Annotated in this window: 20 protein-coding genes; 6 read left to right on the top strand and 14 right to left on the bottom strand. The window is 66.6% G+C overall.

Annotated elements, in window-relative coordinates:
* Window positions 1-74 precede the first annotated feature (74 nt).
* From AQZ52_RS16930 to cysD, 4 genes are read right to left on the bottom strand one after another with little or no spacing between them, the layout of a single operon-like run.
* Entirely contained in the window at window positions 75-560 is a 486-nt protein-coding gene (locus AQZ52_RS16930; protein ID WP_067913689.1) for a flavin reductase family protein, read from the bottom strand.
* 34 nt (window positions 561-594) lie between these two features.
* Window positions 595-1,329 carry a 3'(2'),5'-bisphosphate nucleotidase CysQ gene (locus AQZ52_RS16925; RefSeq protein ID WP_067913687.1) on the bottom strand — a complete coding sequence of 245 codons (735 nt, stop codon included), beginning with the start codon at window positions 1,327-1,329 and terminating at the stop codon, window positions 595-597.
* Window positions 1,330-1,355: 26 nt separating this feature from the next.
* Window positions 1,356-3,281: a sulfate adenylyltransferase subunit CysN gene (gene cysN, locus AQZ52_RS16920; protein ID WP_067913684.1), complete on the bottom strand. Its 1,926-nt coding sequence runs from the start codon at window positions 3,279-3,281 to the stop codon at window positions 1,356-1,358.
* On the bottom strand, window positions 3,281-4,210 hold the full coding sequence (cysD, locus tag AQZ52_RS16915) for a sulfate adenylyltransferase subunit CysD (RefSeq protein WP_067914179.1): 930 nt from the start codon (window positions 4,208-4,210) through the stop codon (window positions 3,281-3,283). Before cysD ends, cysN begins: the two co-directional genes overlap by 1 nt.
* Before the next feature lie 83 nt (window positions 4,211-4,293).
* Here cysD and AQZ52_RS16910 point away from each other — a divergent pair, with 83 nt between their 5' ends.
* Together AQZ52_RS16910 and AQZ52_RS16905 are read left to right on the top strand one after the other, a co-directional pair.
* Entirely contained in the window at window positions 4,294-5,370 is a 1,077-nt protein-coding gene (locus tag AQZ52_RS16910; protein WP_067913681.1) for a helix-turn-helix transcriptional regulator, read from the top strand.
* 132 nt (window positions 5,371-5,502) lie between these two features.
* Complete coding sequence (locus tag AQZ52_RS16905) at window positions 5,503-7,584, top strand: DUF3857 domain-containing protein (protein ID WP_240481729.1); 2,082 nt, start codon at window positions 5,503-5,505, stop codon at window positions 7,582-7,584.
* Window positions 7,585-7,587: 3 nt separating this feature from the next.
* On the opposite strand, the gene AQZ52_RS16900 is transcribed toward AQZ52_RS16905, so the two are convergent.
* From AQZ52_RS16900 to kynB, 5 genes are all read right to left on the bottom strand, one after another.
* Window positions 7,588-8,496, bottom strand: coding sequence for a CmcJ/NvfI family oxidoreductase (locus tag AQZ52_RS16900; protein WP_067913678.1), 909 nt, complete (start codon window positions 8,494-8,496; stop codon window positions 7,588-7,590).
* A gap of 31 nt (window positions 8,497-8,527) precedes the next feature.
* Entirely contained in the window at window positions 8,528-9,820 is a 1,293-nt protein-coding gene (locus AQZ52_RS16895; RefSeq protein WP_067913675.1) for an MFS transporter, read from the bottom strand.
* Window positions 9,821-9,860: 40 nt separating this feature from the next.
* Window positions 9,861-10,151 (bottom strand): DUF1330 domain-containing protein, encoded by a 291-nt coding sequence (locus AQZ52_RS16890; RefSeq protein WP_067913673.1) that lies wholly within the window; start codon window positions 10,149-10,151, stop codon window positions 9,861-9,863.
* Window positions 10,152-10,239: 88 nt separating this feature from the next.
* On the bottom strand, window positions 10,240-11,481 hold the full coding sequence (kynU, locus tag AQZ52_RS16885) for a kynureninase (protein WP_067913671.1): 1,242 nt from the start codon (window positions 11,479-11,481) through the stop codon (window positions 10,240-10,242).
* Window positions 11,478-12,116 (bottom strand): arylformamidase, encoded by a 639-nt coding sequence (gene kynB, locus AQZ52_RS16880; RefSeq protein ID WP_240481727.1) that lies wholly within the window; start codon window positions 12,114-12,116, stop codon window positions 11,478-11,480. Before kynB ends, kynU begins: the two co-directional genes overlap by 4 nt.
* Before the next feature lie 311 nt (window positions 12,117-12,427).
* Here kynB and hppD point away from each other — a divergent pair, with 311 nt between their 5' ends.
* Window positions 12,428-13,516: a 4-hydroxyphenylpyruvate dioxygenase gene (hppD, locus tag AQZ52_RS16875; protein ID WP_067914173.1), complete on the top strand. Its 1,089-nt coding sequence runs from the start codon at window positions 12,428-12,430 to the stop codon at window positions 13,514-13,516.
* Entirely contained in the window at window positions 13,513-14,052 is a 540-nt protein-coding gene (locus tag AQZ52_RS16870; protein WP_067913663.1) for a VOC family protein, read from the top strand. Before hppD ends, AQZ52_RS16870 begins: the two co-directional genes overlap by 4 nt.
* Window positions 14,053-14,067: 15 nt before the next feature.
* Here AQZ52_RS16870 and lepA read toward each other — a convergent pair whose 3' ends face one another.
* The gene (gene lepA, locus AQZ52_RS16865; RefSeq protein WP_067913660.1) at window positions 14,068-15,870 is read right to left on the bottom strand and encodes a translation elongation factor 4; all 1,803 of its coding nucleotides are present in this window, start codon (window positions 15,868-15,870) and stop codon (window positions 14,068-14,070) included.
* A gap of 355 nt (window positions 15,871-16,225) precedes the next feature.
* Here lepA and AQZ52_RS16855 point away from each other — a divergent pair, with 355 nt between their 5' ends.
* Window positions 16,226-18,481, top strand: a complete 2,256-nt coding sequence (locus AQZ52_RS16855; RefSeq protein WP_067913656.1) for a TonB-dependent receptor — start codon at window positions 16,226-16,228, stop codon at window positions 18,479-18,481.
* A 70-nt stretch (window positions 18,482-18,551) separates the two neighbouring features.
* On the opposite strand, the gene AQZ52_RS16850 is transcribed toward AQZ52_RS16855, so the two are convergent.
* Both AQZ52_RS16850 and AQZ52_RS16845 read right to left on the bottom strand, forming a co-directional pair.
* Complete coding sequence (locus AQZ52_RS16850; protein WP_067913648.1) at window positions 18,552-19,172, bottom strand: glutathione S-transferase family protein; 621 nt, start codon at window positions 19,170-19,172, stop codon at window positions 18,552-18,554.
* Window positions 19,169-21,043: an NAD(P)-binding protein gene (locus AQZ52_RS16845; protein ID WP_067913646.1), complete on the bottom strand. Its 1,875-nt coding sequence runs from the start codon at window positions 21,041-21,043 to the stop codon at window positions 19,169-19,171. Before AQZ52_RS16845 ends, AQZ52_RS16850 begins: the two co-directional genes overlap by 4 nt.
* A 112-nt stretch (window positions 21,044-21,155) precedes the next feature.
* Here AQZ52_RS16845 and AQZ52_RS16840 point away from each other — a divergent pair, with 112 nt between their 5' ends.
* Window positions 21,156-21,671 carry a hypothetical protein gene (locus tag AQZ52_RS16840; protein ID WP_067913643.1) on the top strand — a complete coding sequence of 172 codons (516 nt, stop codon included), beginning with the start codon at window positions 21,156-21,158 and terminating at the stop codon, window positions 21,669-21,671.
* A gap of 6 nt (window positions 21,672-21,677) precedes the next feature.
* On the opposite strand, the gene AQZ52_RS16835 is transcribed toward AQZ52_RS16840, so the two are convergent.
* Together AQZ52_RS16835 and AQZ52_RS16830 are read right to left on the bottom strand one after the other, a co-directional pair.
* Window positions 21,678-22,742, bottom strand: coding sequence for a hypothetical protein (locus AQZ52_RS16835; RefSeq protein WP_067913640.1), 1,065 nt, complete (start codon window positions 22,740-22,742; stop codon window positions 21,678-21,680).
* A gap of 14 nt (window positions 22,743-22,756) precedes the next feature.
* Window positions 22,757-25,180, bottom strand: a complete 2,424-nt coding sequence (locus tag AQZ52_RS16830) for a TonB-dependent receptor (protein ID WP_067913636.1) — start codon at window positions 25,178-25,180, stop codon at window positions 22,757-22,759.
* Window positions 25,181-25,424 lie beyond the last annotated feature (244 nt).

Raw genomic sequence — 25,424 nt, 5'->3', positions numbered from 1 at the left:
GACCCAGATCAAACTGGCGCCCGGATATCAAATTTTTCTACTGATCGGTAGAAAGACGCAGGGCGCGCGGGACCTCAGTCGGCCAGCAACGCCAGATCGTGATACTGCCCGCGAAAGAACAGCAGCGGGGTGCCCTCGCCATCTTTGCCCAGCGCTTCCACCGCGCCGACCACCAGCCAGTGGTCGCCCACCTCGGTCACGCGTTCGATGGTGCAGTCGATCCAGGCAATGGCCTTATCGAGCACCGGCAGGCCGGCGGGGCTATGCCCATGGGCCAGTTCGCCAAACTTGTCCTCTGCCCGCGCGGCAAACCGGCGGCACAAGGCCAGCTGGTCGGCACCGAGCACATTCACGCAGAACCGTCCGGTCTCCGCGATCTTCGGCCAGGTGCCGGAGCGCTTGTCGGGAAAGAAGCCCACGAGCGGCGGGTCGAGCGAGATCGAGGTGAACGAGCCGACGACGAGACCAAAGCGCTCGCCGGTATCGGCCAGCGCAGTGATCACGCAGACCCCGGTCGGGTAGGCTCCAAGCACGTCACGGAATTGGCGGGGGTCGATCATCTTCTCTCACCCGTGTCTGCAAAGCCGCAGCCGGTCAAGCCTCGATTGCCGCCACCGCACCAAGGACCTGGCTTGCCCATTCGCGGCGGCAGATGAGCAGATCCGGCAGGTACGTATCGCGGTTGTTGTAGACGAGCGGCGCGCCATCGATGCGCGAGACATGAAGGCCGGCTGCTGCGGCCACGGCCACCGGCGCGCAATTGTCCCATTCGTACTGGCCGCCCGAGTGGAGGTAGATTTCCGCCTCGCCGCGCACGACCGCCATCGCCTTGGCGCCCGCCGAGCCCATAGGGACCAGTTCGCCGCCCAGCACCTTTGCCACCTCGACCGCTTCATGCGCGGGCCGGGTGCGGCTGACGAGGAGGCGCGGGATCGCTGCCATCTGCGGCAAGGGCTGCGGCGCGCCGCTGTCGAGCACGAGGCCCAGACCCGGCAGGGCCACGGCACCCAGCGTGGCCACGCCGTCCACCGCCAGCCCGACATGAACCGCCCAATCGCTGCGACCCTCGCCATACTCGCGCGTTCCGTCGAGCGGATCGATGATCCACACGCGCGACTTGGCAAGTCGCTCGGGCGTGTCCTGGGTTTCTTCCGAAAGGACCCCGTCATCCGGCCGATGCGCGGCCACTTCGGCCATAAGCCAGCCATTCGCGCGCGCATCGCCTTCGGCGCCAAGCGCCTTGCCCTCATGCGTGCCCGCCGCGCGCAGATCCAGAAGGATTCCCGCCGCGCCCGCCGCCAGATGCCGCGCCAGTTCGATATCGTCCATCACCACCCCGACCTCGGATCACAATCTCAGATGACCGGCATCCACTCGCCAGTGATCAGCGCCACGATCCGCTCTGCCGCCTCTTCGGGGGTTTCGCGCATGGTGTCCACGCGGATCTCCGGGTTTTCCGGCGCTTCGTAGGGGCTGTCGATCCCGGTGAAGTTCTTGAGCGTGCCAGCCCGCGCCTTCTTGTAGAGCCCCTTCACGTCACGCCGCTCGGCTTCCTCCAGCGGCGTATCGACGAAGATCTCATAGAACTCGCCCGCGGGCAGCAGGGCGCGCACCATCTGGCGTTCGGCGCGGAACGGGCTGATGAAGGCGGTCAGCACGATGAGGCCGGCATCGGTCATCAGCCTGGCCACCTCGCCCACGCGGCGGATGTTCTCGATGCGGTCGGCCTCGGTGAAGCCGAGGTCCTTGTTGAGCCCATGGCGCACATTGTCGCCATCGAGCAGGAATGTGTGCTTGCCGAGCGCGTGGAGCCTCTTCTCCACCATGTTGGCAATCGTCGACTTGCCCGAGCCCGAGAGGCCCGTGAACCAGAGCACGGCCGGTCCCTGGCCCTTCAACCGCGCATGCGCCTCGCGCGTCACGTCGAGCGCCTGCCAATGCACGTTCTGCGCCCGCCGCAGGCTGAAGTTGAGCATCCCTGCGGCAACGGTCGCGTTGCTGATCTTGTCGATCAGGATGAAACCGCCGAGCGTGCGGCTCTCGGCATAGGGTTCGAACACGATGGCGCGGTCTGTGGTGATCTCGGCAAGGCCGATCGCATTGAGATCGAGTGTCTTGGCCGCGAGCCGCTCCATCGTGTTGACGTTGATCGTGCACTTGGGCGGCGAGACGGTCGCCGAAACGGTCTGGCTGGCCAGTTTGAGCCAATAGGCGCGGCCGGGCACAAGCGGCTCATCGGCCATCCACACGAGGCTTGCCTCGAACTGGTCGGCAACCTGCGGCGGGGCATCGGCTGCGGAGAGGACGTCCCCGCGCGAGCAGTCGATCTCGTCGGCAAGGCAGAGCGTGACCGACTGGCCCGCAACCGCCTCCTCCAGATCGCCATCCAGCGTGACGATCCGCGTCACGGTGCTGGTCTTGCCCGAGGGCAACACCCGCACAGCATCTCCCGGTTTCACCGTGCCATTGGCGATCAGGCCCGAGAAACCGCGGAAATCAAGATTCGGGCGGTTCACCCACTGCACCGGCATCCGGAATGGGCCGGCCGCCTCGGCTGCCGTGTTCACGTCCACCGTCTCGAGGTGCCCCATCAGCGTGGGGCCGGTGTACCACGGCGTATTCTCGCTCGGCGCGGTGATGTTGTCGCCCTTGAAGCCCGAGATCGGCATGGCGGTGAACCGCGTGATCCCGATGCTGGCGGCAAACGCCGAATAGTCCGCCACGATGGCATCGTACCTGGCCTGATCATAGGCGATCAGGTCCATCTTGTTCACCGCCAGCACGATGTGGCGGATGCCGATGAGGTGGCAGAGATAGCTGTGACGCCGCGTCTGGGTGAGCACGCCCTTGCGCGCATCGATCAGGATCACCGCGAGATCGGCCGTGCTCGCGCCGGTCACCATGTTGCGGGTATACTGCTCGTGCCCCGGACAATCGGCGACGATGAACTTGCGCTTCTCGGTGCTGAAGAAGCGGTAGGCGACATCGATGGTGATGCCCTGCTCGCGCTCGGCGGCGAGTCCGTCGACGAGCAGCGCGAAATCGATCTCCTGCCCCTGCGTGCCGACCTTCCTGCTGTCGGTCTCGAGCGCTGCGAGCTGATCCTCGAAGATCATCTTCGAATCATAGAGCAACCGCCCGATCAGCGTCGATTTCCCGTCATCCACGCTGCCGCAGGTAATGAAGCGCAGCATCGACTTGTGCTGGTGCAGATCGAGGTAGGCCTCGATGTCCTCGGCGATCAGGGCCTCGGTCTGGTAGATCACATCGCTGCCCGACATCAGAAGTACCCCTGCTGCTTCTTCACTTCCATGCCCGCGCCGCCGGCATCCTTGTCGATCACGCGGCCCTGCCGCTCGCTGGTGGTCGTCAGCAGGGTTTCCTGGATCACTTCGTCGAGCGTGGTCGCCTCGCTTTCGACCGCGCCCGTCAGCGGGAAGCAGCCAAGGGTGCGGAAGCGGATCGAACGCTCGGTGATCTCGGGCCGGTAGCCCAGCACCTTCTCGAGCCGGGGCAGGTCGTCGGCCATGAACAGGCCGCCTTCCCACTCGAACGTCGGCCGCCGGGCCGCGAAGTAGAGCGGCACGATCGGCACGTCGTTGAGGCGGATGTACTGCCAGATGTCGAGCTCGGTCCAGTTCGAGATCGGGAAGACGCGGATGCTCTCGCCCTTGTTCTTGCGCGCGTTGTAGATGTTCCACAGCTCGGGGCGCTGGTTCTTGGGGTCCCAACCGTGGCTGGCGGTGCGGAAACTGAAGATGCGCTCTTTCGCCCGGCTCTTCTCCTCGTCGCGCCGCGCACCGCCAAAGGCGGCGTCGAAGCCGTATTTGTCGAGCGCCTGCTTGAGCCCCTCAGTCTTCCACATGTCGGTGTGGAGGGAGCCGTGGTCGAACGGATTGATCCCGCGCTCCGCGGCTTCGGGGTTCTGGTAGACGAGCAGCTCCATGCCGCTCTCCCTGGCCATGCGCTCGCGCAGCTCGTACATTGCCTTGAACTTCCAAGTCGTATCGACGTGGAGGAGCGGGAACGGCGGCGGGCTTGGGTAGAAGGCCTTGCGCGCCAGATGCAGCATCACCGCGCTGTCCTTGCCCACCGAATAGAGCATCACGGGATTGGTCGCCTCGGCCACGACCTCGCGCATGATGTGGATCGCCTCGGCTTCGAGCCGCTGGATATGGGTGAGCGTGGACTTGGCTACAGGATCAGACATCGCGTGCTCGCGCCTCATGGATTGCGAGCTGCAGATGGCCCCTTGCCTTGTCCTGCAAAGCTCCCATATGGGAGCAAGACGCCATGGCATTCCTTTCGACCGATCAACGCGAGCTTTACCTCCCGCTCATGGAGGGTCTGCTGGAGGATCCGCCGTGGCAGCGCTTCCTTGCCAACCTGCTCCAGCGCACAGGCGCGCGCCGGGCCGCACTGGCGCTGGCACCGCCCGGCTCGGCCGAGCCGGGGCTCACCGTGCGCGCCGATGCCGCGCGCGCGGCAAGTGATCCCCCGCTCGATCTGGTCCGCCTTGCCGCACTGGGTCTGTTCCCCGGCATCGCCATGCGCACGGCCCGCGTCTACACGCTCGGCGAGATGCTCGATTTCGACAGACCCGCGCACCTCGGGGCACAGCGCGCGGCGCTGGGAGCCATGCGCATCAACCATGCGCGCGCGGTCCACGTCGCGGCTGCTTCAGGCGGCGATGCCTGGCTGCTCCTCACGCGCGAGCGAGAGGATCTGGGCGCAGCGGACAGCGCGCTCCTTGCCGCCCTCGCCCCGCATCTGACGGCCGCGCTCACCGTCCGCGCCGCGCTCGGCCGCGCCGAACTGCGCGCCGGGATCGCCGAAAGCGCCCTTGTCCTTCTGGGCATCGGCGAAGTCGCCTTCACCGCCAGCGGGCAGGTCCTCGCCGCCGACCCCGAGGCCGAACGGCAGCTCGCCTTCAGCGCAGACCCGGGCCCGCTGCGCCGCCTCCAGCTTCTGCCCGAGACCGCCCGCGCGCTGGAAGCCGCCTGCCAGGCACTCACCGAAGCCTCGTCTGAAAACCGCCGCCTGATCCCGCTTGGCACGCGCCACCTCCTACTGCGACCGGCGCCGTCCGGATCGGGCGCCGCCGTGATCGGCGTGATCCGCAGCGAGTCATCTGCCCTGCCCGCCAACGCTGCGCCGATCCTTGCCGCCATCCACGGCCTGTCCCCGCGTGAAGCTGCACTCGCCATCGGCCTCGCGCAGGGCGAAACGATCCTCGAGGCCGGAGGCCGCCTCGGCCTGACGCCGGAGACCGCACGCAACTATTCCAAGCGGCTCTATGCCAAGACCGGCACGAGCGGGCAGGCCCAGCTTGTCGCGCGGGTGCTCGGCAGCCTTGCGCCGCTGGGCTGAGGAAGGCCTATCGCGCCAATACGGTGCGGATCGCGTGCCGCATCGGGTCTGCGCGCGCTTGCATGCGGCTTGCTTTGCGGCATGATCAGACCGCGCCGGGCACATGGTTCCGGCCGCTACGGAGCATACCCCTTGCGTCCAGCCTTGCAGATTCTCGCCGCCGGCACGGTTCTCGCCGCGGCTTTCCCCGCCCCTGCCACTGCTGCGGCCCCGGCGACCGATGCGCCGAACGCAGCCGCCAACAACGAGGTGCAGCGCGCACCCGCCCCGGCCTGGGCCAAGGCTTCCGAACCGCTGCCGGTTCCGGAGAACGCCGGCGGCCCGCTGTTCATGCGCTATCAGGACGTGATCGTGCACGTCGATGCGAAGGGTGAGCAGGACTATACCGGCTACCGCGTGCGCCTGCTCAATTCGGCCGCGCTGCAGATGGGCAATCTCGCCCTGGGCTGGAACCCGGCGAACGGCCCCACCACCGTCCACACGATCAAGGTCTACCGCAACGGCGAGGTGATCGATGTGCTGGCGCAGGCGAAGTTCGAGGTTCTGCGCCGCGAGGACCAGCTCGAAGCCGCCAAGCTCGACGGCATGCTCACCGCCGTGCTCCATGTGCCGGATCTGCGCGTGGGCGACGAGCTGGAAGTGGCGATGACCACCACCGTGTCCGATCCCACGCTGGGCCGCAACGTATCGGGCCTGCTGTTTCTGGCGCCGACACCGCCGCCCGGCCGCTACCGGATCGAGCTGAACTGGGACAAGGATCGCAAGCCCGCCTATGCGCTTACGCCCGATCTTGCCCCGGCCGCCAGCGTGAGCGCGGACCGGGTGGTGCTTCGCATGGACAATCCGCCCGTGCGCCAGCCGCTCAAGGACGCGCCGCCGCGCCTGCAATGGCAGCGCATTCTCGAATACTCGACCTTTGCCGACTGGCCCGCCTTCTCGCGCCAGTTCGCCCCGCTGTTCACCCGCGCCGCCACGCTCGCGCCGGATTCGCCGCTGCGCAAGGAAGCCGCGCGGATCGCGGCCGCCCATGCCGATCCGCTGGAGCGGGCCGCCGCTGCGCTCAAGCTGGTGCAGCAGGACGTGCGCTACATTTACGTCGGCCTCAACGGCGGCAATTTCACGCCCGCTGCGGCGGATGAAACCTGGCAGCGCCGCTTCGGCGATTGCAAGGCCAAGACGGCGCTGCTCCTGGCGCTACTGGGCGAACTGGGCATCGCCGCCGAACCGGTGATCGCCAGCACGCAGGGCCTCGACGACGGACTGGCGGCGCATCTGCCCAACGCGAAGCTGTTCGATCACGTGTTCGTGCGCGCGCGGATCGGCGGCAAGACCTACTGGCTCGATGGCACGCTGCCGCCGGTCTCAGGCCCGGCGCTCGACCCGGTGCTGCCGCTGCGCGGCGTGGTGCCGGTGACGAGCGAGGGCAGCCCGATCCTCGATATCCCGTGGCAGCCGCCTACCCGGCCCGACGAGATCACCCTGTTCGACGTCGATGCCCGCGCCGGGTTCGACAAGCCGGCGCATATCACCAGCACCGCGATCGTGCGCGGGCTGGCCGGCCTGCAGCTGCAGCAGCAGTTTTCGGCGGTGCCGCCCGCCCAGCTGCTCGACGCCATGCGCCAGCGCCTCACCGGCGATACCTGGCAGACCATCGAGGACGTCCAGTGGCGCTATGACGAAAAGGCCGGGGCCAGCGTGCTGAAAGTCGTCGGCTCGGGCACGGTGGACTGGGAAGGCACCGGCGGCGGCGGGCACCAGCTGGCGCTTGCCGGCGGCGGCTTCAGCCCGCCCGAAAAGCGCGTGCGCCCGCCCGAGCAGGATCAGCAGGCGCCGTGGGCGCAGGCATCGAACTACTCCTGCTACGTCACCACACTGCGCGTGCCGACCAGCACCAAGCCCGGCGAATGGACCTCGAAGCCGGGCTTCAACACCCGCATGTTCGGTCGCCAGTACTACCGCGCGTTCGAATTCCGCGACGGCGCGATCCGCATGGTGCGCGGCTCACGCATCGAAGCGCGGGAAATCACGGCCGCGCTTGCCCGCGCCGACAACGCGCGCATCCCCGATTTCGACAACAGCATGGCCTATGTGTTCCACGAGCCGAGCGACGTGAAGGGCCGCATCTTCACCGGCACCAAGGTTCCCACCACCGACGAGATCGACTGGCTGGCCCCGGATGTGCCCTGCCTGCCCCCGGCAAAAGCGGTGCCCTAGGCGCTATTCGAAAAACGCCACCCCGCGCACTTCGATGCTTTCACGGATCTTCGCATCGGGGAAGCTGGTATCGTGGAAGGCGGTGTGCGGGCAGCGCCAGGTGACCGAATGGTCGCTGTCCTGGAACTTGAACAGCAGGACGTCGTCCTTCGCCATGTTAGAGAAATACCACCAGCGGTGCTCGGGCCGATGGCGGAAGATCGTCGCTGCGGTCATCTGGTCCTCGCCCTCGACCGGCGCGGTCAGTGCATCGCCTTCGGGAAATTGATCGACCACGAACAGGGTGTTGGAGGCGGTTTCCGCGTCCGACACCGTTCGCCCGTCGCAGACCGCCAGCGGCCAGTCCTGCGGGCCAGGCGAAAACGTGCGCCACAGCGAAAAGCAGACATAGCGCTTGTAGCCCGGCCCATCCGGAAAGGCCTGGCCATAGACGCGTGCGGCGATGCGCTCGCCGGTCAGCACGTTGTAATCGACATGCGCCTCGCCCGCCGGGGGCTGGATCCCGCCCGAATGGACGTAGCCCTCGACCTTCTCCTGCGCCCGAGCCGTCAGATCGCCCGAGGTGCGGATCATCCACCCCTGCGTCGCCACCTTGTCCGCGCCCGTCAGCTTCGCGACGAGCGCCTCGACTTCGCGCTGGTACCCGGCATCTACAGCGGCCTTGTCGTGGAAGTCCGCGATCGCGGTCTCGTGACTGGCAATGAGGAAGCCATGCGTATCGAGCGAAAAATGGTCGCGGATCGGCATCCCGTCGCGCACGACCGCCGGATAGTCGCGGTAGTCGCCGGTGTTGATTTCCGCGCCCTGGCTCACATAGCGCCGGGTGACGAACGCACCCTCATCGAGATAGCGGATCAGCGCCGGAGCCTGCCGCGCGGTTTGTTCGATATCATCCGTCGCCAGCGTCACCATCACCCTCTCCGATTATAGTTAGGTGCACGAACTATATCGGCTGCGGCTCCGCTGTCCACCCTGCACGCGGCGCGGTTTCGGGAATGCGCCAGAGCACCGGCAGGATCGCCAGCGCCACCACCGCAATCATCGCACCGGGCACCGGGGGCCAGCCCGTCCCTTCCAGGAGCATCTGCGCGACCAGCGGCGTCACCCCGCCAAACAGGGCGGTCGCGCTCGTGACGCCCAGCGCCAGCCCCGAAAGCCGCGCCTCGCCCGAAAACTGCTCCGCCGTCGCCACCGCGCCCACCGCGCTCCACGCACCGCCGAGCGCGGCCAGCAGCACCGCCCCCACCAGCGCCGGCCAGACCCCGCCATGCGCCATCAGCGCAAACAGCGTGCTCGGCCCCGCTGCGCAAAGACAGGCAATGCCGATCAGCACCGGCCTGCGCCCGATCTGGTCGGAAAGCGCCCCCACCAGCGGGGTCACCGCGATCACCACGAAAGCCGCCACGGTCGAAAGCGCGAGGCCTGCGCCCTCGCCCACCGCGCCGACCGAGGCGAGGAAGGCCGGCACATAGGTGATCCCGACATAGTAGCTGATCGAGCCCAGCGCGGAGATCGCGAAGCCGCGCAGGATGCCCTTGCGCTGGTGCGTGATGGCATGGCGCAGCGGGCTTTCGGGCACCGTGCCCGCCGCGCGCTGGCGTTCGAACTCGGGCGATTCGTCCATGTTTGCCCGGGCCAGCAGCACGCCGCCAGCCAGCATCGCCCCGACCAGAAACGGGATGCGCCAGCCCCACGCGTCGAGCGTGGTCGCCGGCAAAGCCCAGCTCGTCAGCGCCGCCACACCGACAGCCAGCAGCGCCCCCACTTCGCTCGCCGCCGAAGCGCAGCTGGTGATCAGACCGCGCCGGTGCGGCCCCGCCCCCTCGATCAGATAGGCGACCACGCCGGTGTATTCGCCGCCCACCGCAAAAGCCATCACGCAGCGCAGCGCGAGCAGGAGGAAGCCAGCCGCCGGGCCGATCTCGGCATGGGTGGGCATCACCGCGCAGCCGAGCATGGCTGCCGTCATCACCGCCATTGAAAGCAGCATGGCGCGTCGCCGCCCGTGCCGGTCGCCATAGTGGCCCATGGCCAGCGCGCCCAGCGGCCGCATCAGGTAGGAAATGGCAAAGCCCGCCAGCACCGCCGCCAGCGAGCCCTCGCCGCCGCCGAACATCACCCGCGAAAGGATCGTCGCGACATAGATGTAGAGGGTGAAATCGTACCACTCGACGACGGTCGAGAAGCCCGCAATCAGCATCGAGCTGCGCGAGATCGTCTGATGGGCGGGGGCCATGCCGCCATCTTGCCGCAACGCCCCCGCCTTGCAACTGCTTTCAGCCGACCCCTTCGGTCACCATGACGCGGTACGACGCGCCCTTGAGGCGGTGAACCTTGGCGTCCTGATAGGCCGGGCTGTTGTACCAGGCCTTCGCCGCCTCGATATCGGGAAACTCGATGATGACGAGGCCTTCGGCCGTGGGGCCCTCCCAGGTTTCATTGGGGCCATAGAACGCCAGCGGCTTCAGCGGATGCCCTGCGATCGAAGCGCCCGCCTTGGCATTGTACTGGTCCAGTTCCGCCTGATCGTTCACGCCGTCCTTGATGAACACAACATAGGCCGTCATTCGGTCTTCCCTCTCCGGTTGTTGACCGGAGAAGTCTTGCGGCACCCATCCCCGCGGCGCAAGGGCTTCACGCGGCGGCTCCCCGGCTTCAGGTCACCGCAGCGCGCACCTTCCAGCGCGGATCGTCCCAGGCACGGGCTTCGCACACCTCGCGGATCAGCGAGACGGCATCCAGCATGTCGGCATAGCGCAGATAAAGCGGTGTCAGCCCAAAGCGCAGCACATCGGGCGCGCGGAAATCGCCGATCAGGCCGCGCTCCTTCAGCGCCTGCATGATCCCGTATCCGTGCGGATGCGCATAGGCGATCTGGCTGCCGCGCTGCGCATCATCGCGCGGGCTCACCAGCGTGAACCCCAGCCCTGCGCACTGTTCGTCCATCAGGTCCATGAACACGCGCCCCAGCGCCAGCGACTTGGCGCGGATCGCCGCCATGTCCGCCTCGGCCATCAGGTCGATCCCGCATTCGAGCGCGGTCATCGCCAGCACCGAAGGCGTGCCGCAGAGGAACCGCTCGATCCCGGCCGCCGGGCGATAGTCGTCCTCGAAGGCGAACGGTTCGGCATGGCCCATCCAGCCCGACAGCACCGGCATGGCCGCCGCCTGATGGCGCTGCGCCACGAAGATATAGGCCGGCGCGCCCGGCCCGCCGTTCAGGAACTTGTACCCGCAGCCGACGGCGAAGTCCGCGTCCGCGCCATTCAGGTCCACCGGCAGCGCCCCCGCGCTGTGGCTGAGATCCCAGACCACCAGTGCCCCGGCCTCATGCGCGCGCCGGGTCACGGCGGCCATGTCGCGCACCGCGCCGCTCTTGTAGTGGACCTGCGTGAGCACCAGCACCGCCACGTCGCTGTCCAGCCGCGCCAGCACCGCCTCCGGTGCCACGGTTTCCGCGCGCACCCGTCCGCCCGAAAACGCGGCGATGCCTTGCATCATGTAGACATCGGTGGGGAAATTGCCCGCCTCGGACAGGATCACCCCGCGCTCGGGCCGCAGCGAGAGCGCGGCGGTGATCGCCTTGAACAGATTCACCGAGGTGGAATCCGCCACGATCACTTCCCCCGGCGCGGCACCCAGCAGCGCGGCGATCTTGTCGCCCACCCGGCGCGGAGCGGTGATCCACTCGGCTCCGAGCCATGACGTGATGAGGCCCTCGCCCCATTCGCCGCGCACGGTCTGTTCAAGCCGGGACATGGTCCGCTGCGGCAGCGCGCCGAGCGAATTGCCGTCGAGGTAGAGCAGCCCCTCGCGCAGCTGAAAGCCCGCGCGAAACCGCGCCAGCGGGTCATCGCGGTCCAGTGCCTCGAGCGCCGCGCGGCTCCACCCGCTCATGCCGCGATCTCGCGCAGCACCGCCCGCACCGGGCTCGCATCCGCGCCGGCGAGCGGCAGCGGCAGGGCAATCAGTTCGTAGACCCCAGCCGCCACGCCATCGAGAACCAGCCCTTCCAGAATGCGCATATCCGCCGCTCGAACGGCGTGATGCGCCTCCATCGTCTTCGAATCCTGCGGATCGAGCGAGGCCGCATCGGTGCCGACCAGCACGACGCCAAGGCCCGCAAGGCGCCGGATCACCTCGGCCGAGACGGCACGGAAGCCGGCATCCCAGGCCGCATGAGGAAAGCCTTCATAAGTCCGCAGCAGCACACGCGGCGCCGCTGCCGCAGCGAGCGTAGACCAGTCGATATCGCCGACGTCCACCGCGCTTCCGGCACAGCGGCGGACATCCACCACCACGCAGCGTCCGATATAGGGCTCCAGCGCGGTCTCGGCGCTCGACTGCCCGGCCACGTCATAGTGGAACGGCGCATCGGCATGGGTGCCGGAATGCAGCGCCATGTGGACCGCGCCAACGTTCACCGAACACGTCTCGCTGATCCGGGCGTGATGGCTGACGACGAGGGCCGGTTCGCCCGGCCAAAGCGGCGTCGATGCATCAAGCCGCTGCGAGATATCGATAATGCGCACGTGCCTGCCCCCTGCCGGCCCGCGCATCCGCAGGCTGCCAAGGCGTTCTAGCCGCAAGACAGGGCAAGGCAAGGCACCACCGATGCCCCTTTCCCCGCTCGCACCATCGGTCGGGCGCAGCGGAGGATACATGCCTTATACTTGCGCCGTATTATCAAATCATGCGCAAATCACGCACGAAGGGGCCTTCACACTGCAATCTTTGCGCGGACGATGCATGGCCTTTCCGCTATGATTGCCCCGCAAATCAGGAACGAGGGAGACGCACGGTGAACGCCCAGACCAGCACGACCGATCTGTTCGACAATCCTATGGGCCTCGACGGCTTCGAGTTCATCGAGTTTTCCGCGAGCCAGCCCGGCCTGCTCGAACCCGTGTTCGCCGCGATGGGCTTCACCCATATCGCCAACCACCGTTCCAAGGCGGTGCAGCTCTGGCGGCAGGGTGGTATCAACCTCATCGCCAACTACGAACCGAAAAGCCCCGCCGCGTGGTTCGCCGCCGAACATGGCCCCTCGGCTTGCGGCATGGGCTGGCGCGTGCGCAATGCCGCGCAGGCCTATGCCATGGCGCTGGCGCGCGGCGCAGAGCCGGTCGAGGTGCGCACCGGGCCGATGGAACTCAGCCTGCCTGCGATCCGCGGCATCGGCGGCGCGATCATCTACCTGATCGACCGCTACGAAGGCTCTCCGCTCGGCGATCTTTCGATCTACGACATCGACTTCGTCTATCTGCCCGGCGTCGACCGCCAGCCCAGGGGCGCCGGCTTCCACACCATCGATCACCTCACCCACAACGTCTACGGCGGCCGCATGGCGCACTGGGCGGCGTTCTACGAGCGCATCTTCAATTTCCGCGAAATCCGCTATTTCGACATCAAGGGCGAATACACCGGCCTCACCAGCCGCGCGATGACCGCGCCCGATGGCAAGATCCGCATCCCGCTCAACGAAGAGGCCAAAGCCGGCGGCGGCCAGATCGAGGAATTCCTGCGCGCCTACAATGGCGAGGGCATCCAGCACATCGCCTTTGCTTGCGACGACCTCATCGGCGCATGGGACCGGCTGAAGGCGCTCGGCACCCCGTTCATGACCGCCCCGCCCGCGACATACTATGAGATGCTGGACGAGCGTCTGCCCGGGCACGGCGAGCCGGTCGAGGACCTGCAGCAGCGCGGCATCCTGCTCGATGGCTCGACCGAAGCCGGCGATCCGCGCCTGCTCCTCCAGATTTTCTCCGAAACGCAGATCGGCCCGGTGTTCTTTGAATTCATCCAGCGCAAGAAGGACGAAGGCTTCGGCGAGGGCAATTTCACCGCGCTGTTCCAGTCGATGGAGCGCGATCAGATGCGCCGGGGGGTTTTGGGCGGCGTCCTGCAGGTCGAGGAGAGCGCAGCATGATCCCGCCCCTCCAGCGCATCCACCATGTCGCCTACCGCTGCCGCGACGCGAAGGAGACCGTCGAGTGGTACGAGCGCGTGATGGGCATGCGCTATACCACCGCCTTTGCCGAGGACACCGTGCCCTCGACCGGCGAGCATGATCCCTACATGCACGTGTTCCTAGAATGCGGCGGCGGCAATGTGCTGGCCTTCTTCGAACTGCCGAACCAGCCGGAGATGGGCCGCGATCCCAACACCCCCGCGTGGGTGCAGCACCTCGCGTTCGAAGTGGCCGACGAAGCCGCGCTCCATGCGGCCAAGGCCCATCTGGAGGCGCAGGGGATCGCCGTGCTCGGGCCGACCTACCACGGCGTGTTCCGCTCGATCTATTTCTTCGATCCCAACGGCCACCGCCTCGAGCTGGCCTGCAACATCGGCACGGCGGAGCAGTACGAGGCACTCGCCGCGCTCGCCCCGCTCATGCTCGAGGAATGGAGCCGGACCAAACGCGCCCCGCGCCACGCGGAGTGGCTGCACAAGGAGCCGGGCGCCTAGGCTGCCCGGCGCGCCTCACTCCTCGCCCATCCTGAGCGCGGCGATGAACGCCTCCTGCGGGATGGTGACGTTGCCGTATTCGCGCATCCGCTTCTTGCCCTCTTTCTGCTTTTCGAGGAGCTTCTTCTTGCGGCTGATGTCACCGCCGTAGCACTTGGCGGTCACGTCCTTGCGCATCGCGCTGATCGTCTCGCGCGCGATCACCTTGGCGCCGATCGCGGCCTGGATCGGGATCTTGAACATGTGGCGCGGGATGAGGTCCTTGAGCCGCTCGACGAGGTGGCGCCCGCGCGGGTCGGCCTGGCTGCGGTGGACGACCATCGAGAGCGCATCGACCGGCTCGTTGTTGACGAGGATGTTCATCATAACGAGATCGCCCTCGCGCAGGCCGATCTGCTCATAGTCGAAGCTGGCGTAGCCGCGGCTGATCGACTTGAGGCGGTCGTAGAAATCGAACACCACTTCGTTGAGCGGCAGTTCATAGCTCACCTGTGCGCGGCCGCCGACATAGGTCAACCCGGTCTGGACGCCGCGGCGGTCCTGGCAGAGCTTGAGGATCGAGCCGAGGTATTCGTCGGGCGTGTAGATCGTCGCCTTGATCCACGGCTCCTCCATTTCGCGGATCTTGACCGGATCGGGCATGTCCGCCGGATTGTGCAGTTCCTTCACCGTGCCGTCGGTCATCGTCAGGCGGTAGACCACCGAGGGCGCAGTGGTGATGAGGTCGAGGTCGTATTCGCGGCTGAGGCGTTCCTGGATGATTTCCAGATGCAGCAGGCCAAGGAAGCCGCAGCGGAAGCCGAAGCCCAATGCCGCCGAGCTTTCCATCTCGAACGAGAAGCTGGCGTCGTTCAGGCGCAGCTTGCCAATGCTCTCGCGCAGCTTTTCAAAGTCCGCCGCATCGACCGGGAACAGGCCGCAGAACACCACCGGCTGGACTTCCTTGAAGCCAGCCAGCGCCTGCGTCGCGCCCTGCTTCACGGTGGTGATCGTATCACCCACGCGGGCCTGCGCCACTTCCTTGATCTGTGCGGTGATGATGCCAATTTCACCCGGCCCCAGTTCATCGAGCACCTGCAGCTTGGGCCGCATGCAGCCGACGCGGTCGATCAGGTGCTCGGTGCCGCCAGCCATGAACTTGACCTGGAGGCCCTTCTTGATGACGCCGTCGATGACGCGGACGAGGATGACGACGCCGAGGTAGGGGTCGTACCAGGAATCGACCAGCATCGCCTTTAAGGGCGCGGTCCGGTCGCCCTTGGGCGGGGGAATGCGCGCGACCACCGCATCCAGCACTTCCTCGATGCCGATGCCGGACTTGGCGCTGGTCAGCACAGCCTCGCTCGCATCGATGCCGATGACTTCCTCGATCTCGGCGCGCACCTTCTCGGGCTCGGCGGCGGGCAGGTCGATCTTGTTGATGACGGGCACGATCTCGTGGTCGTGCTCGATCGACTGGTAGACGTTGGCCAGCGTCTGCGCCTCGACGCCCTGCGCCGCATCGACCACCAGCAGCGCGCCCTCGCAGGCGGCGAGACTGCGGCTGACCTCATAGGCGAAGTCGACGTGGCCGGGGGTGTCCATCAGGTTGAGCTGATAGGTCTTGCCGTCCTTGCCGGTGTAGTCGAGCCGGACCGTCTGCGCCTTGATGGTGATCCCGCGCTCGCGCTCGATGTCCATGTTGTCAAGCACCTGCTCGCTCATCTCGCGTTCGGAGAGCCCGCCGGTGTACTGGATCAGCCGGTCGGCAAGGGTCGACTTGCCGTGGTCGATGTGCGCGATGATGGAGAAGTTACGGATCAGCGAAAGGTCGGTCATGCGGGCCCGTTAGCAGTGTGCGACGCCAGTGTCATCAGGCCCATCCGGACGGGTCCGCACCCGCGAGGTTGACACGGTTGACACTGCCCTAGGGAATAATTGCATTCGATCACTGCAAGCCTTTTGATCGAGCCGGTCGATCAAGCGGGTCATGCTGGCAAAGAGCGCGGAAACCATCGGCAGATCCTGACAGACTTGCGCGTTGTAGGACAGACCGTTGCCCAGACGCACCACCTCCGACGCCCTGTTCCGCGCTGCTTCGGGGGCCGTATTGACGTCCGTTTCGGATACCCGTATTAGAATGAGCATTACTAATCTAATTCTATCAAAAGATTCCAATTCAAGGGGAGACTCCATGAAGGCCACCACTGCTGTTTCTTTCCTGCTGGGCGCCAGCCTGTTCGCACTGGCCGCCCCTGCCGCCGCGCAGGAAACCGCCGCCACCGATGCCGCAAAGCCTGCAGAAGGCCTTGGCGAGATCGTCGTCACCGCGAACCGCGTTGCCTCCAGCGCGCAGGACACCCCGATCGCGCTCAACGTCTACACCGGTGCCAAGCTGGCAGAGCAGGGCGTCAACACCGTGCGTGACCTCGCCCAGATCGACCCCAGCGTGAACGTGACGAACTCGACCGGCGCGGCTTACGTCGCGGTGCGCGGCATCGCCTCGACCGACGTCACCGAAATCGGCGACCCTTCCGTGCCGATCACCCGCGACGGCTTCTTCACCAACCGTTCGTTCGCGATCAGCTCGTCGTTCTATGACGTGGCGCGCATCGAAGTGCTCAAGGGCCCGCAGGGTACGCTGCAGGGCCGCAACTCGACGGGCGGCCTTGTCAGCATCGTGACCAACCGCCCCGAAATGCGCACCGGCGCCTATGGCAGCATCGAGGCCGGCAACTACAAGACCTTCAACGGTGAAGCGGGCATCAACGTCCAGCTCGCATCGGGCTTTGCGGTGCGCGCCTCGGGCACGATCCTGAGCCACAAGGGCTATCGCAGCTCGACCGGCCCTGCCTTCGATGGCGACGACGAGAACTTCAAGTCGGGCCGCATCCAGGCGCTCTACAAGGGCGACAACGGCCTTTCGCTGTGGGTTTCCTATCAGCACGACAACCGCGACGTGAACGGCGACGCGCAGTTCCGCGGGCCCCTTGGCGGCCCCGCGCCCGATTTCGGCAAGGCCAAGACCTTCACCAGCTTTGCCCCGACCCTGACCAAGCTCGACACCGACCGCGTGCGCTGGGAAGCGGCCTACAGCGCCGACATGGGCCTCAACTTCATCTATTCCGGCGGCTATGACAGCGCCGACTGGCGCAACCGGCTCGATGCCACCGGCGGCTATCCCGCCAACCGCCAGTTCCGCCAGCAGGAAACCCCCAAGACCTGGAACCACGAATTCCGCGTGAGCAACGACAAGGGCGGCAAGCTCTTCTTCCAGGCCGGGTATTTCTATTTCCAGGAAAAGAACGTGGTCAATTCGGGGATCTTCAACCTCGACATGACCGGCCCGCTGTTCGGCCCCGGCGGCTTCCTGACCGGCGCGCCCAATGCCGACCAGTCGAACCGCTACGGCATCAAGTTCGATTACAACATCCTGACCCGTTCGCAGGCGCTGTTCGGCCAGATCGAATACGCTCTGACCGATCAGCTGCAGCTGAGCCTCGGCGGCCGCTATACGTGGGACAAGAAGGTGCGCACCGGCAATGCCGTGCTCAGCCTGCCCGCGCTCGCCTTCCCGCTCTGCGGCAACGGCTTCCCGGCGCCGGGCACCTGCCCGCCCTTCCCGTTGACGACGCCCGGCAACGGCAACCTCGACAAGGGTGAACCGACTTGGCACGCGGGCCTCAACTACCGCCCAGCCCCGGGCACGCTGGTCTATGCCAAGTATGACCGCGGCTACAAGTCGGGCGGGTTCAACTCGAACGGCAGCGCGCCCTCGGTCGACTACGGTCCGGAGCGGCTGGATGCGTTCGAGCTCGGCACCAAGAACTCGCTGATGGGCAATACCCTGCAGCTCAACGCGAGCGTGTTCTACTTCAATTACAAGGGCTATCAGGGCTCGCAGACCACCGACGCCGTCTCAAGCGGTTCGGGCGTGTTCAACGTGGGCAACGCCAAGGTGTTCGGCATCGAGGGCAGCCTGACCGCACTTGCGAGCAAGAATACCCGCGTGAACCTCAATGCGGCCTATCTCCACACCAAGTTCGGTGACGGGATCAAGATCACCAACGGCGCCAATCCGCCGGTTGCGATCGACATCGGCGGCAACCGCCTGCCCAACGCGCCGGAGTTCACCGCATCGGGCTCGATCGAGCAGGACCTTCCCGTCTCGTTCGGCACATTCACCGCGCACGTCGATGCCAAGTATTCCTCGGACTTCTACTATTCGGTGTTCAACACCGTCGACACGCGCTCGTCGGACTACGTGCTGGCCAACGCCAGCCTGAAGTTCAAGCCGGAGGCCAGCTTCTGGGAAGTCTCCGCCTATGTGCGCAACGTGTTCGACAAGCAGGTGCTGGCCTATGCGGCGCAGAACTTCAACGCGGGCGCTGATACCTATCAGTTCCAGGCCCCGCGCACGTTCGGCGTGCGCGGCAGCGTGAAGTTCTGATCGGCTGACAATCGAGGACAGCATGACGGGGCGGTGGCCGGAAGGCTGCTGCCCCGTTTTTGCATTGGGATCAGGCTTTTTGCGCCGCCTTTGCCGCGAGGAACGCCGGGCGCGCGCTGGCCCGCTCCCAGTAGGCCGCGATTTCGGGGCTGAACTTGTAGTCGAGGCCAAGGTCCTTCGCGAGGAGCAGCGCATAGGCGGTGCACACATCGGCCATCGTGAAGCGGCCGGCGCAGAGCCATTCGCGCGGCTCTGCCAGCGCGCGCGTGAGGTGCTTGAGCCGCGAGAAGAACCACTGGGTGTAATCGTCGGCCGCTTGCTGCAGCCTGCGCTCCTCAGGCTCCAGCCGCGTGTAGCGCAGCACGATCGTCTGCGGGAACGTGAGCGTCGCCTCGCTGCGGTGGAGCCAATCGAGGTAGAGGCCGTAATCGGGCTCGTCCGGCGCGACGGCGAGCGGGCTCGGGCCGTGGCGCGTGGCCAGATAGTGCGGGATCGCGCTGGATTCGGTCATCCGGGTCTCGCCGTCGACAAGGAGCGGAATCGTGCCCAGCGGGTTCTGAGCAAGATACTCCGGCACCTGAAAGCGCGGCGGGAACGGCATGGTGTGGAGCCTGTAGGGCAGCCCCATTTCCTCGAGCGCCCAGAGCGCGCGGAACGAGCGCGCATCGCGGCAGTGGTAGAGTTCGATCAAATGAGCCCCCGGCTGATGAGGCATTCCTGGACGGCACGTTCGCCCATGTCGATGGCGGTATTGGTGAAGGCGCTGCCGGCGGCGTCGGCGTTGGCGATGGCGATGCGGCCGAAGGTCTGGCGGCCGAGGACGTGGGGGCGCAGTTCATCGGGCACGTCGGGATCGCCCAGCGTGTCGTAAGTATAGGCATAGCCGTGGGGCCAGCGGTTGACCGTGATCGCGGCGATATCGCGTGCGGCGTTGAAGCCGGCCCCGCCCAGCATGCGCTGGAGCTGGCTGCGGATCTCGCGCTCGATGGCGGGGTATTCCTCCGCCAGCATGGCCGCGCGGCCCAAGCGGTTCTGCTCCTTGCGCGGGAGGCCCGGCTGGTTGGGATTGCGCACCATGTGGATCACCACCGGCTCGTCCGGCGTGAGCGCGCTCTTGTACCCTCCGATATCCATCGGCGTATCGAGCGAGGCGCCGATATGGTAGCCATTGGGCGCGCCGATGGATTTGACGCCGAGCCTGGCCCAGGGCCGCCAATTCTTCACCAGCACGTTGGTATACTGCATCGGCACCTTGGACGCGTAATGCAGCGCCTCCTTCTGCGCGGCCGGAAGATCGGGCACGATGAAGGGGATCACCATGTTGAAGCAGGCCATGATGACGTTGGCGCCCGTCACCGAGACGCGCTTGCCGTCCTTCACGTAGACGACGCGGACGGCCTTTTCGGTCTGGCGGGCCACCTTGCCGATATGTTCGGCGCGGATCACCATGCTGGAGAGGCGGATGCGCGTGGGGTTGGCCGGATTGTCGAGCGCGGCGTAGCGCGCGGGCGCGAGGACCACGCTTTCCTGATCGAGCGTGCTTGAGGGAAAGGCGCCGGGGATCAGGCGGCTGACGAGGAGGCGCGCGACGGTGGCGTTGCCATCGGGCCAGTGGAAGTGCTGCGCCTCCGCCGTGATCTGCTCGGGCAGATCCATGCCCGCAAAGCCCGGCATCCGCCCGCCCAGCGCGGCTTCCCACGCGGGCAGCGTATCGACGCGCTTGTTGTTGCGGAAATAGTGGCCGAAGAAGAACGGCAGGCTTTCGGGCAGGACCCCGGCGTGCTTGGTGAGGTAATCCTGGTAGCCGATGTGGCGCAGGTATTCCGCGCGCGCTTCAGGGGTCAGGTCCGGCAGGTAGTTCTTCTTCTCGCTGTAGAGCCGGGTGAGGTCCGCGCGCACCGCCCCGGTGAGCGGGGCTTCGGCGAAGAACTGCGGCCAGGGCTTGGCGCCGGTACCCGTCACCAGCCGGTCGGCAAGGAAATGCTCCTTGTCGAAGAAGGTGGCCGAGCCGAGGCCCTCGTAGGCCTTGGTCTCGTAGCGCGCATAGCTGGTGAGATCGACGCCGAGGTCCGCCAGCAGCTTCTTCGAGGTGAAGCTGTAGGGGAACGGCGATTCGATGCTCATCGTGCCGCCGTAGGCAAGGATGGTGCGGCCCTCGTACGTAAACTCGTTGCGCTTGGCGTGCCCGCCGAAATCGTCGTGGTTGTCGAGGATGAGGATGCGGCGGTCGTCCCCCAGTGCCTGCCGGTAGAACCAGGCGGCGGACAGGCCGGAGATACCACCGCCGACAATGACGAGATCATAGTGCTCGCCGCTGTCTTCGGCCGGAAGCGCGCCGGTGAAATCGCCATCGCGCGCCATATGGGCCGCTTCGAACGACCCCGGATACTGGCCGCGCAGGCCCTGCTTGAGCGGGGGATAGCCGGCAGAAGGATCGGCGGGCGCATCGGCGAGCGCCTTTGGTGCCGCCGCGAGTGCGGCGCCTGCCGCGACCCCGCCGATGAAATCGCGTCGGGCAATCGGCAGATGAAGCCCCAGTTCCTTGTCAGACCATTCGCCCATCGCATACCCCCGTTCCAGCGCGCCGCCCTGCGGTGATGTGTAATGGCAATGCGGCCTTGCGCAATCGCCCAAATTGCGGCCTCATCGCCGCGATCCGCACAGGAGATTGCCGATGCATCGTTCGCTTCTCGCCGCCGTCCTCACCCTGCTGCTTGCCGCACCGGCCGCCGCGCAGACGGCGGACACCTGCCGCAGCGACGCCAAGTTCCGCGAGCAGGATTTCACCCTCGGCAGCTGGGATGTCTACAGCGGCGACAAGAAGACCGACGAAGTGACGATGAGCCTGATACTCAACGATTGCGTGATCGAGGAACACTGGAAGCGCGCCGACGGGCGGCCCACCGGCAATGGCATCGGCTTGTTCAACTATTCGCGGCTGCTGGGTTCGTGGGGCTATACCTGGGCCACCGACGACGGCGCGGCCACGGTGTTTCGCGGCAATCTCGTGAAGCCGGGCGAGATGCTCTTCGTGACCGAGAAGCCGCTGCCGGGCGGGAAGGTGCGGCTGCGGCACTGGGCGCTGATGCTGATGCCGGACGGGACGATCCGCGAACTCGCCACCGGCACCGAGGATGGCGGCAAGACGTGGACGACGGACTATGACCTCAAGTGGGTGCGGCGCAATTAGGGCGATCTAGCGCCCGCCGAAGAACGGCAGCGGGGCCCCTGCCCCGGCATCGAACGCCTGCCAGTTCTCGCCCAGCGCGGTGAGCGCGCTGGCGGCGATCTGGCTCTGGGTGAGGCAGGCGGTCTTGAGCGAGAGGAGCGGTGCCGGGTGGACGCCGGGGCCGATGGCGGCGAGCCAGATCGCATCGGAGCCGGGGAAGCCCTCGGGATCCGCGATCGTGTAGTCCTGCGGCGCGAGCTTCCATGCGGCGGCGCTGCCGTGTTCGGTCCACGCCGCACCGGGCTTTGCGCCGCGGCCGTGATCGGTGGTGACGATCAGCGTGGTGCGCCCGCGCCATGCCGGGTCTGCCTGCGCCATGCGCCACAGCTCGGCGATGAAATCATCGTCGCGGTTCATCGCGGCGAGAACTTGCGCATAATCGCCCTCGTGCGCGAATTCGTCGGTATCGCCGAGCGCGACATAGAGCACGCGCAGATTGGCCGCGCTGCGCAGCGCATCCTGCGCCATGCGCATCGTGCGGGTCTCGGTCGGCAGCGCGCCGGGGGCTTCGCCGTTCACCGGAACGCCGCTGCGCTTGTCGTTGATGATATAGGGAAACACATCCCAGGTGCCGTACATGCGGACCTCACCGGCAAAGCCGGGACGGTGGTTCAGCCATTCGAGAAAGGTGACGTTGCGGTTCCAGGCCTTGTCGTTGCTGGTGATCGCGGGATCGGGGCGGCCGGTCAGGATCTCGTTGTAGCCGGGATAGGAAAACCACATCGGATTGGTGACGCGCATGCATTCGCCCGCATCGCGGTTGCCGTAAAGCACGCCGCCCTGTGCGGCGAGGCCGTGTACGAACGGCATTACCCCGGCCCCGGTGTTCCAGACCTTTTCCACGGTCTCCTTCCAGTCCGGATGGGTGAACTTCGGATCGGCCACGAGCGCCTTGTCGGCCCCGCGAAACACTTCCTGCCAGCGCGTGCCGTCCATCGTGACGAGGATCAGGCGCTGGCCCGCGGCTGGCGCTTCGGCGCGCGCCAGCATCGGCACGAGGGCAAGCGCAAGCGCCAGAAACGTGCGGAACATATCCTTCCCTCCCATCAGAACCGCCGCCCGACACGCAGACTGACGAAGCGCGGCCGCAGCGGATAGACCACGACCGAGCCCGGACCGCACAGCGAGATCGAACAGGTGGACGTGCGGCTTTGCTGCGCGCGCCGATCAGCCACGTTCTCGACGCTGAGCGAGGCCGACCACGTCTCGCGGCTAACGCCGGCGGAGAGGTCGACCGTGGTGTAGGTCGGCTGGTGCCCGATCAGCCGCGCTTCGGCCACATCGAGCGAGGACGCGACCGTGGACTGGTGGAACGCCGAGGCCTGGATGAAGGCATCGAGCTTGCCCATCGCGAATTCGTAGCGCGCCATCGCCGAGAGCTTGAAGCGCGGGCTGCCGGCAAAGCGCGTGCCGGCGGGCGCGCGCCGTTCGTTGGGATTTCCGGCCTCGCTGGGGATCGTGCAATCGAACGCGGCATTGGTGTATTTGCACAGGTCCGTGGTGATGACCGCATCGACCAGCGTGCCCGAGGCCTGCACCGAAAACCCGCGCGAGGGGCTGACAGTGAGGTCCGCCTCGATACCCTTGGACCGCGCGCGGCCAGCGTTGACGATATCGGTGATGCCGTTCTGATCGCTGGTGACGGCGAACTGCGCCTCGCTGAGCTTTTCGAGGAACAGCGCGCCGTTGAACAGCACCTTGCCGCCGAGCCAGCTCGTTTTCCAGCCGACCTCGTAATTGGTGAGCTTCTCCACCGCATAGGGCGGCGCGGTGGGGCGGCGGTTGATGCCGCCGGGGCGGAAGCCGGTGGACCAGGTGGCATAGACGAGCTTGCCGGGGGCGGCCTTCCAGCTGAGGTTGAGCTTGTGGCGGGTGCCCGAGCCGGTCGCCTTCGTGTTGATGTTGTCGCAGGGGCGCCCGGAGTCGCCGGACGTGCCATAGGCGCCGATAGTGCCGGGGAAGCAGAGCGCCTCACCCACCGCCGAGCGGTTCGCATTGAAGCCGAAGAAGCCGATCACGTTGTTGTCGTACTTGTAGGCGCGCAGGCCGCCGGTCACCGTCAGGGTCGGCACGATATCGAACGCCGCTTCGGCGAAGGCGGCATAGTCGCGGTCGGTGCGGAACTGGATGTTGGCGTAGTTGACGCCGGGAAGGCCCGTGACGGACTGCGCATCGGCAAGGCCGGGCACGGTGTAGAGGTTGCGCCAGTTGTTGGTCTGGCGCTGGTAGAACAGGCCCGCCACGATCCGCAGCCGGTCGCTCGAGGGGGAGGCGATGCGCAGTTCGTGGCTCTGCTTGGTAAACCGCTCGTCTTGGCTGACCACTTGCGCCGGATTGATCAGTTTCCCGGCGTTGTTCCTGAAATTGTTGCCGAAATAGTCCGGCGTGCTGGCGTAGTAGGTATCGTAGAGGAAGGCGTAGTCCGAATAGTCGGAGGTGTACTGCGCCTCGCGCGCGAAATAGGCACCCGCGTAGGTCAGGTCGAAATGGCCGAGCTTGCCCTCGATGGCGAGGCTGGCCTGATACCATTTGTCCTGCTGCGCTTCGGGCAGGAAGCGGCTGATCACGAGATCGCCTTGCGAGGGCTTGTAGGCGAAGGTGCCGTTCGAGGTCTGATGCTGGGCCATCGCGCCGAGCGTCGCGGTCCAGTTGTCGTCGAGATCGACCTTCAGCGCGGCGCGGCCGCCATAGGCCTCGACCGAGTTCTGGTCCTTGCCGACAAGGTCCTTGTTATCGCGCACGATCCCCGAGGTGGGGTAGCGCACGCCCTGCGGCGCGCGGATATTGTCGATGTAGCCGCCGTCGTACTGATAGAAGCCGACCACGCGCAGCGCCGCGCGGCTGGAGAGCGGGATGTTGAGCCAGCTTTCGGCGATGCCGCCCGCCTTGCCGTGCGCCACCGTGTTGGCGGTGAGATCGACCGCGCCGGCAAGGCCCTTGGTATCGGGCTTGTTGGTGATGATGCGCAAGGTGCCCGCCTCGCTGCTCGCGCCGAACAGCGTTCCCTGTGGCCCGGCGAGCGCCTCGACCCGCGCGATATCGTAGACGTGGACATCGAGCGTCGAGCCGATCGTGGTGACGGGCTGTTCGTCGAGATAGACGCCGACGGTGGGGAGCGAGCCGGTCGAGAGGCGGTTGCCATTGGACAGGCCGCGGAAATAGACCTCCGCCTGGCCCGGGCCATAACTGGAATAGGAAACGCTGGGCAGGAACTTGGCGTAATCGTTGAAGCTGCGCACGTTGCGCTCGGCCAGCGCCTCGGTGTTCAGCGCGACGATCGACAGCGGCACGTCCTGCAGTTTCTGCGCGCGCTTCTGTGCGGTGACGACGATCTCGTTCGGCATTGCCGGCGCATCGGAAACTGGCGCATCCGGAGGCGGCGGGGCATCGGCGGTCTGCGCCAGCGCCGGTCCTGCCGCCGCCAGCGCGAGGAGCGAGGCACCGCCCGCCAAAGTCCGCACATTGATCATGATCGGGTACCCCTCACCGCGCTGAGCTCTGGATATCTACCGAGGGTGACGCCGGGATTACAGCAGAGTTTCACGGCCGCGCGGCCTTTTCGCGCGGCGGTTTGAATGTCCGTCCGCATCGGCGCGAAATGCCTTTGGCCTGCGAGGGCACCTTCGCCTACTCTGTGAGGCGGGACGGACCGCCCGCGAAACCCCCGGCCTGCCTGCAGGGGGTCTGGAGGCGCCGTGCCCGGGAGGACGCGGC

Source organism: Novosphingobium fuchskuhlense, from assembly GCF_001519075.1.
GTDB lineage: Bacteria > Pseudomonadota > Alphaproteobacteria > Sphingomonadales > Sphingomonadaceae > Novosphingobium > Novosphingobium fuchskuhlense.
This window is presented reverse-complemented; position numbering and strand designations above follow the sequence as displayed.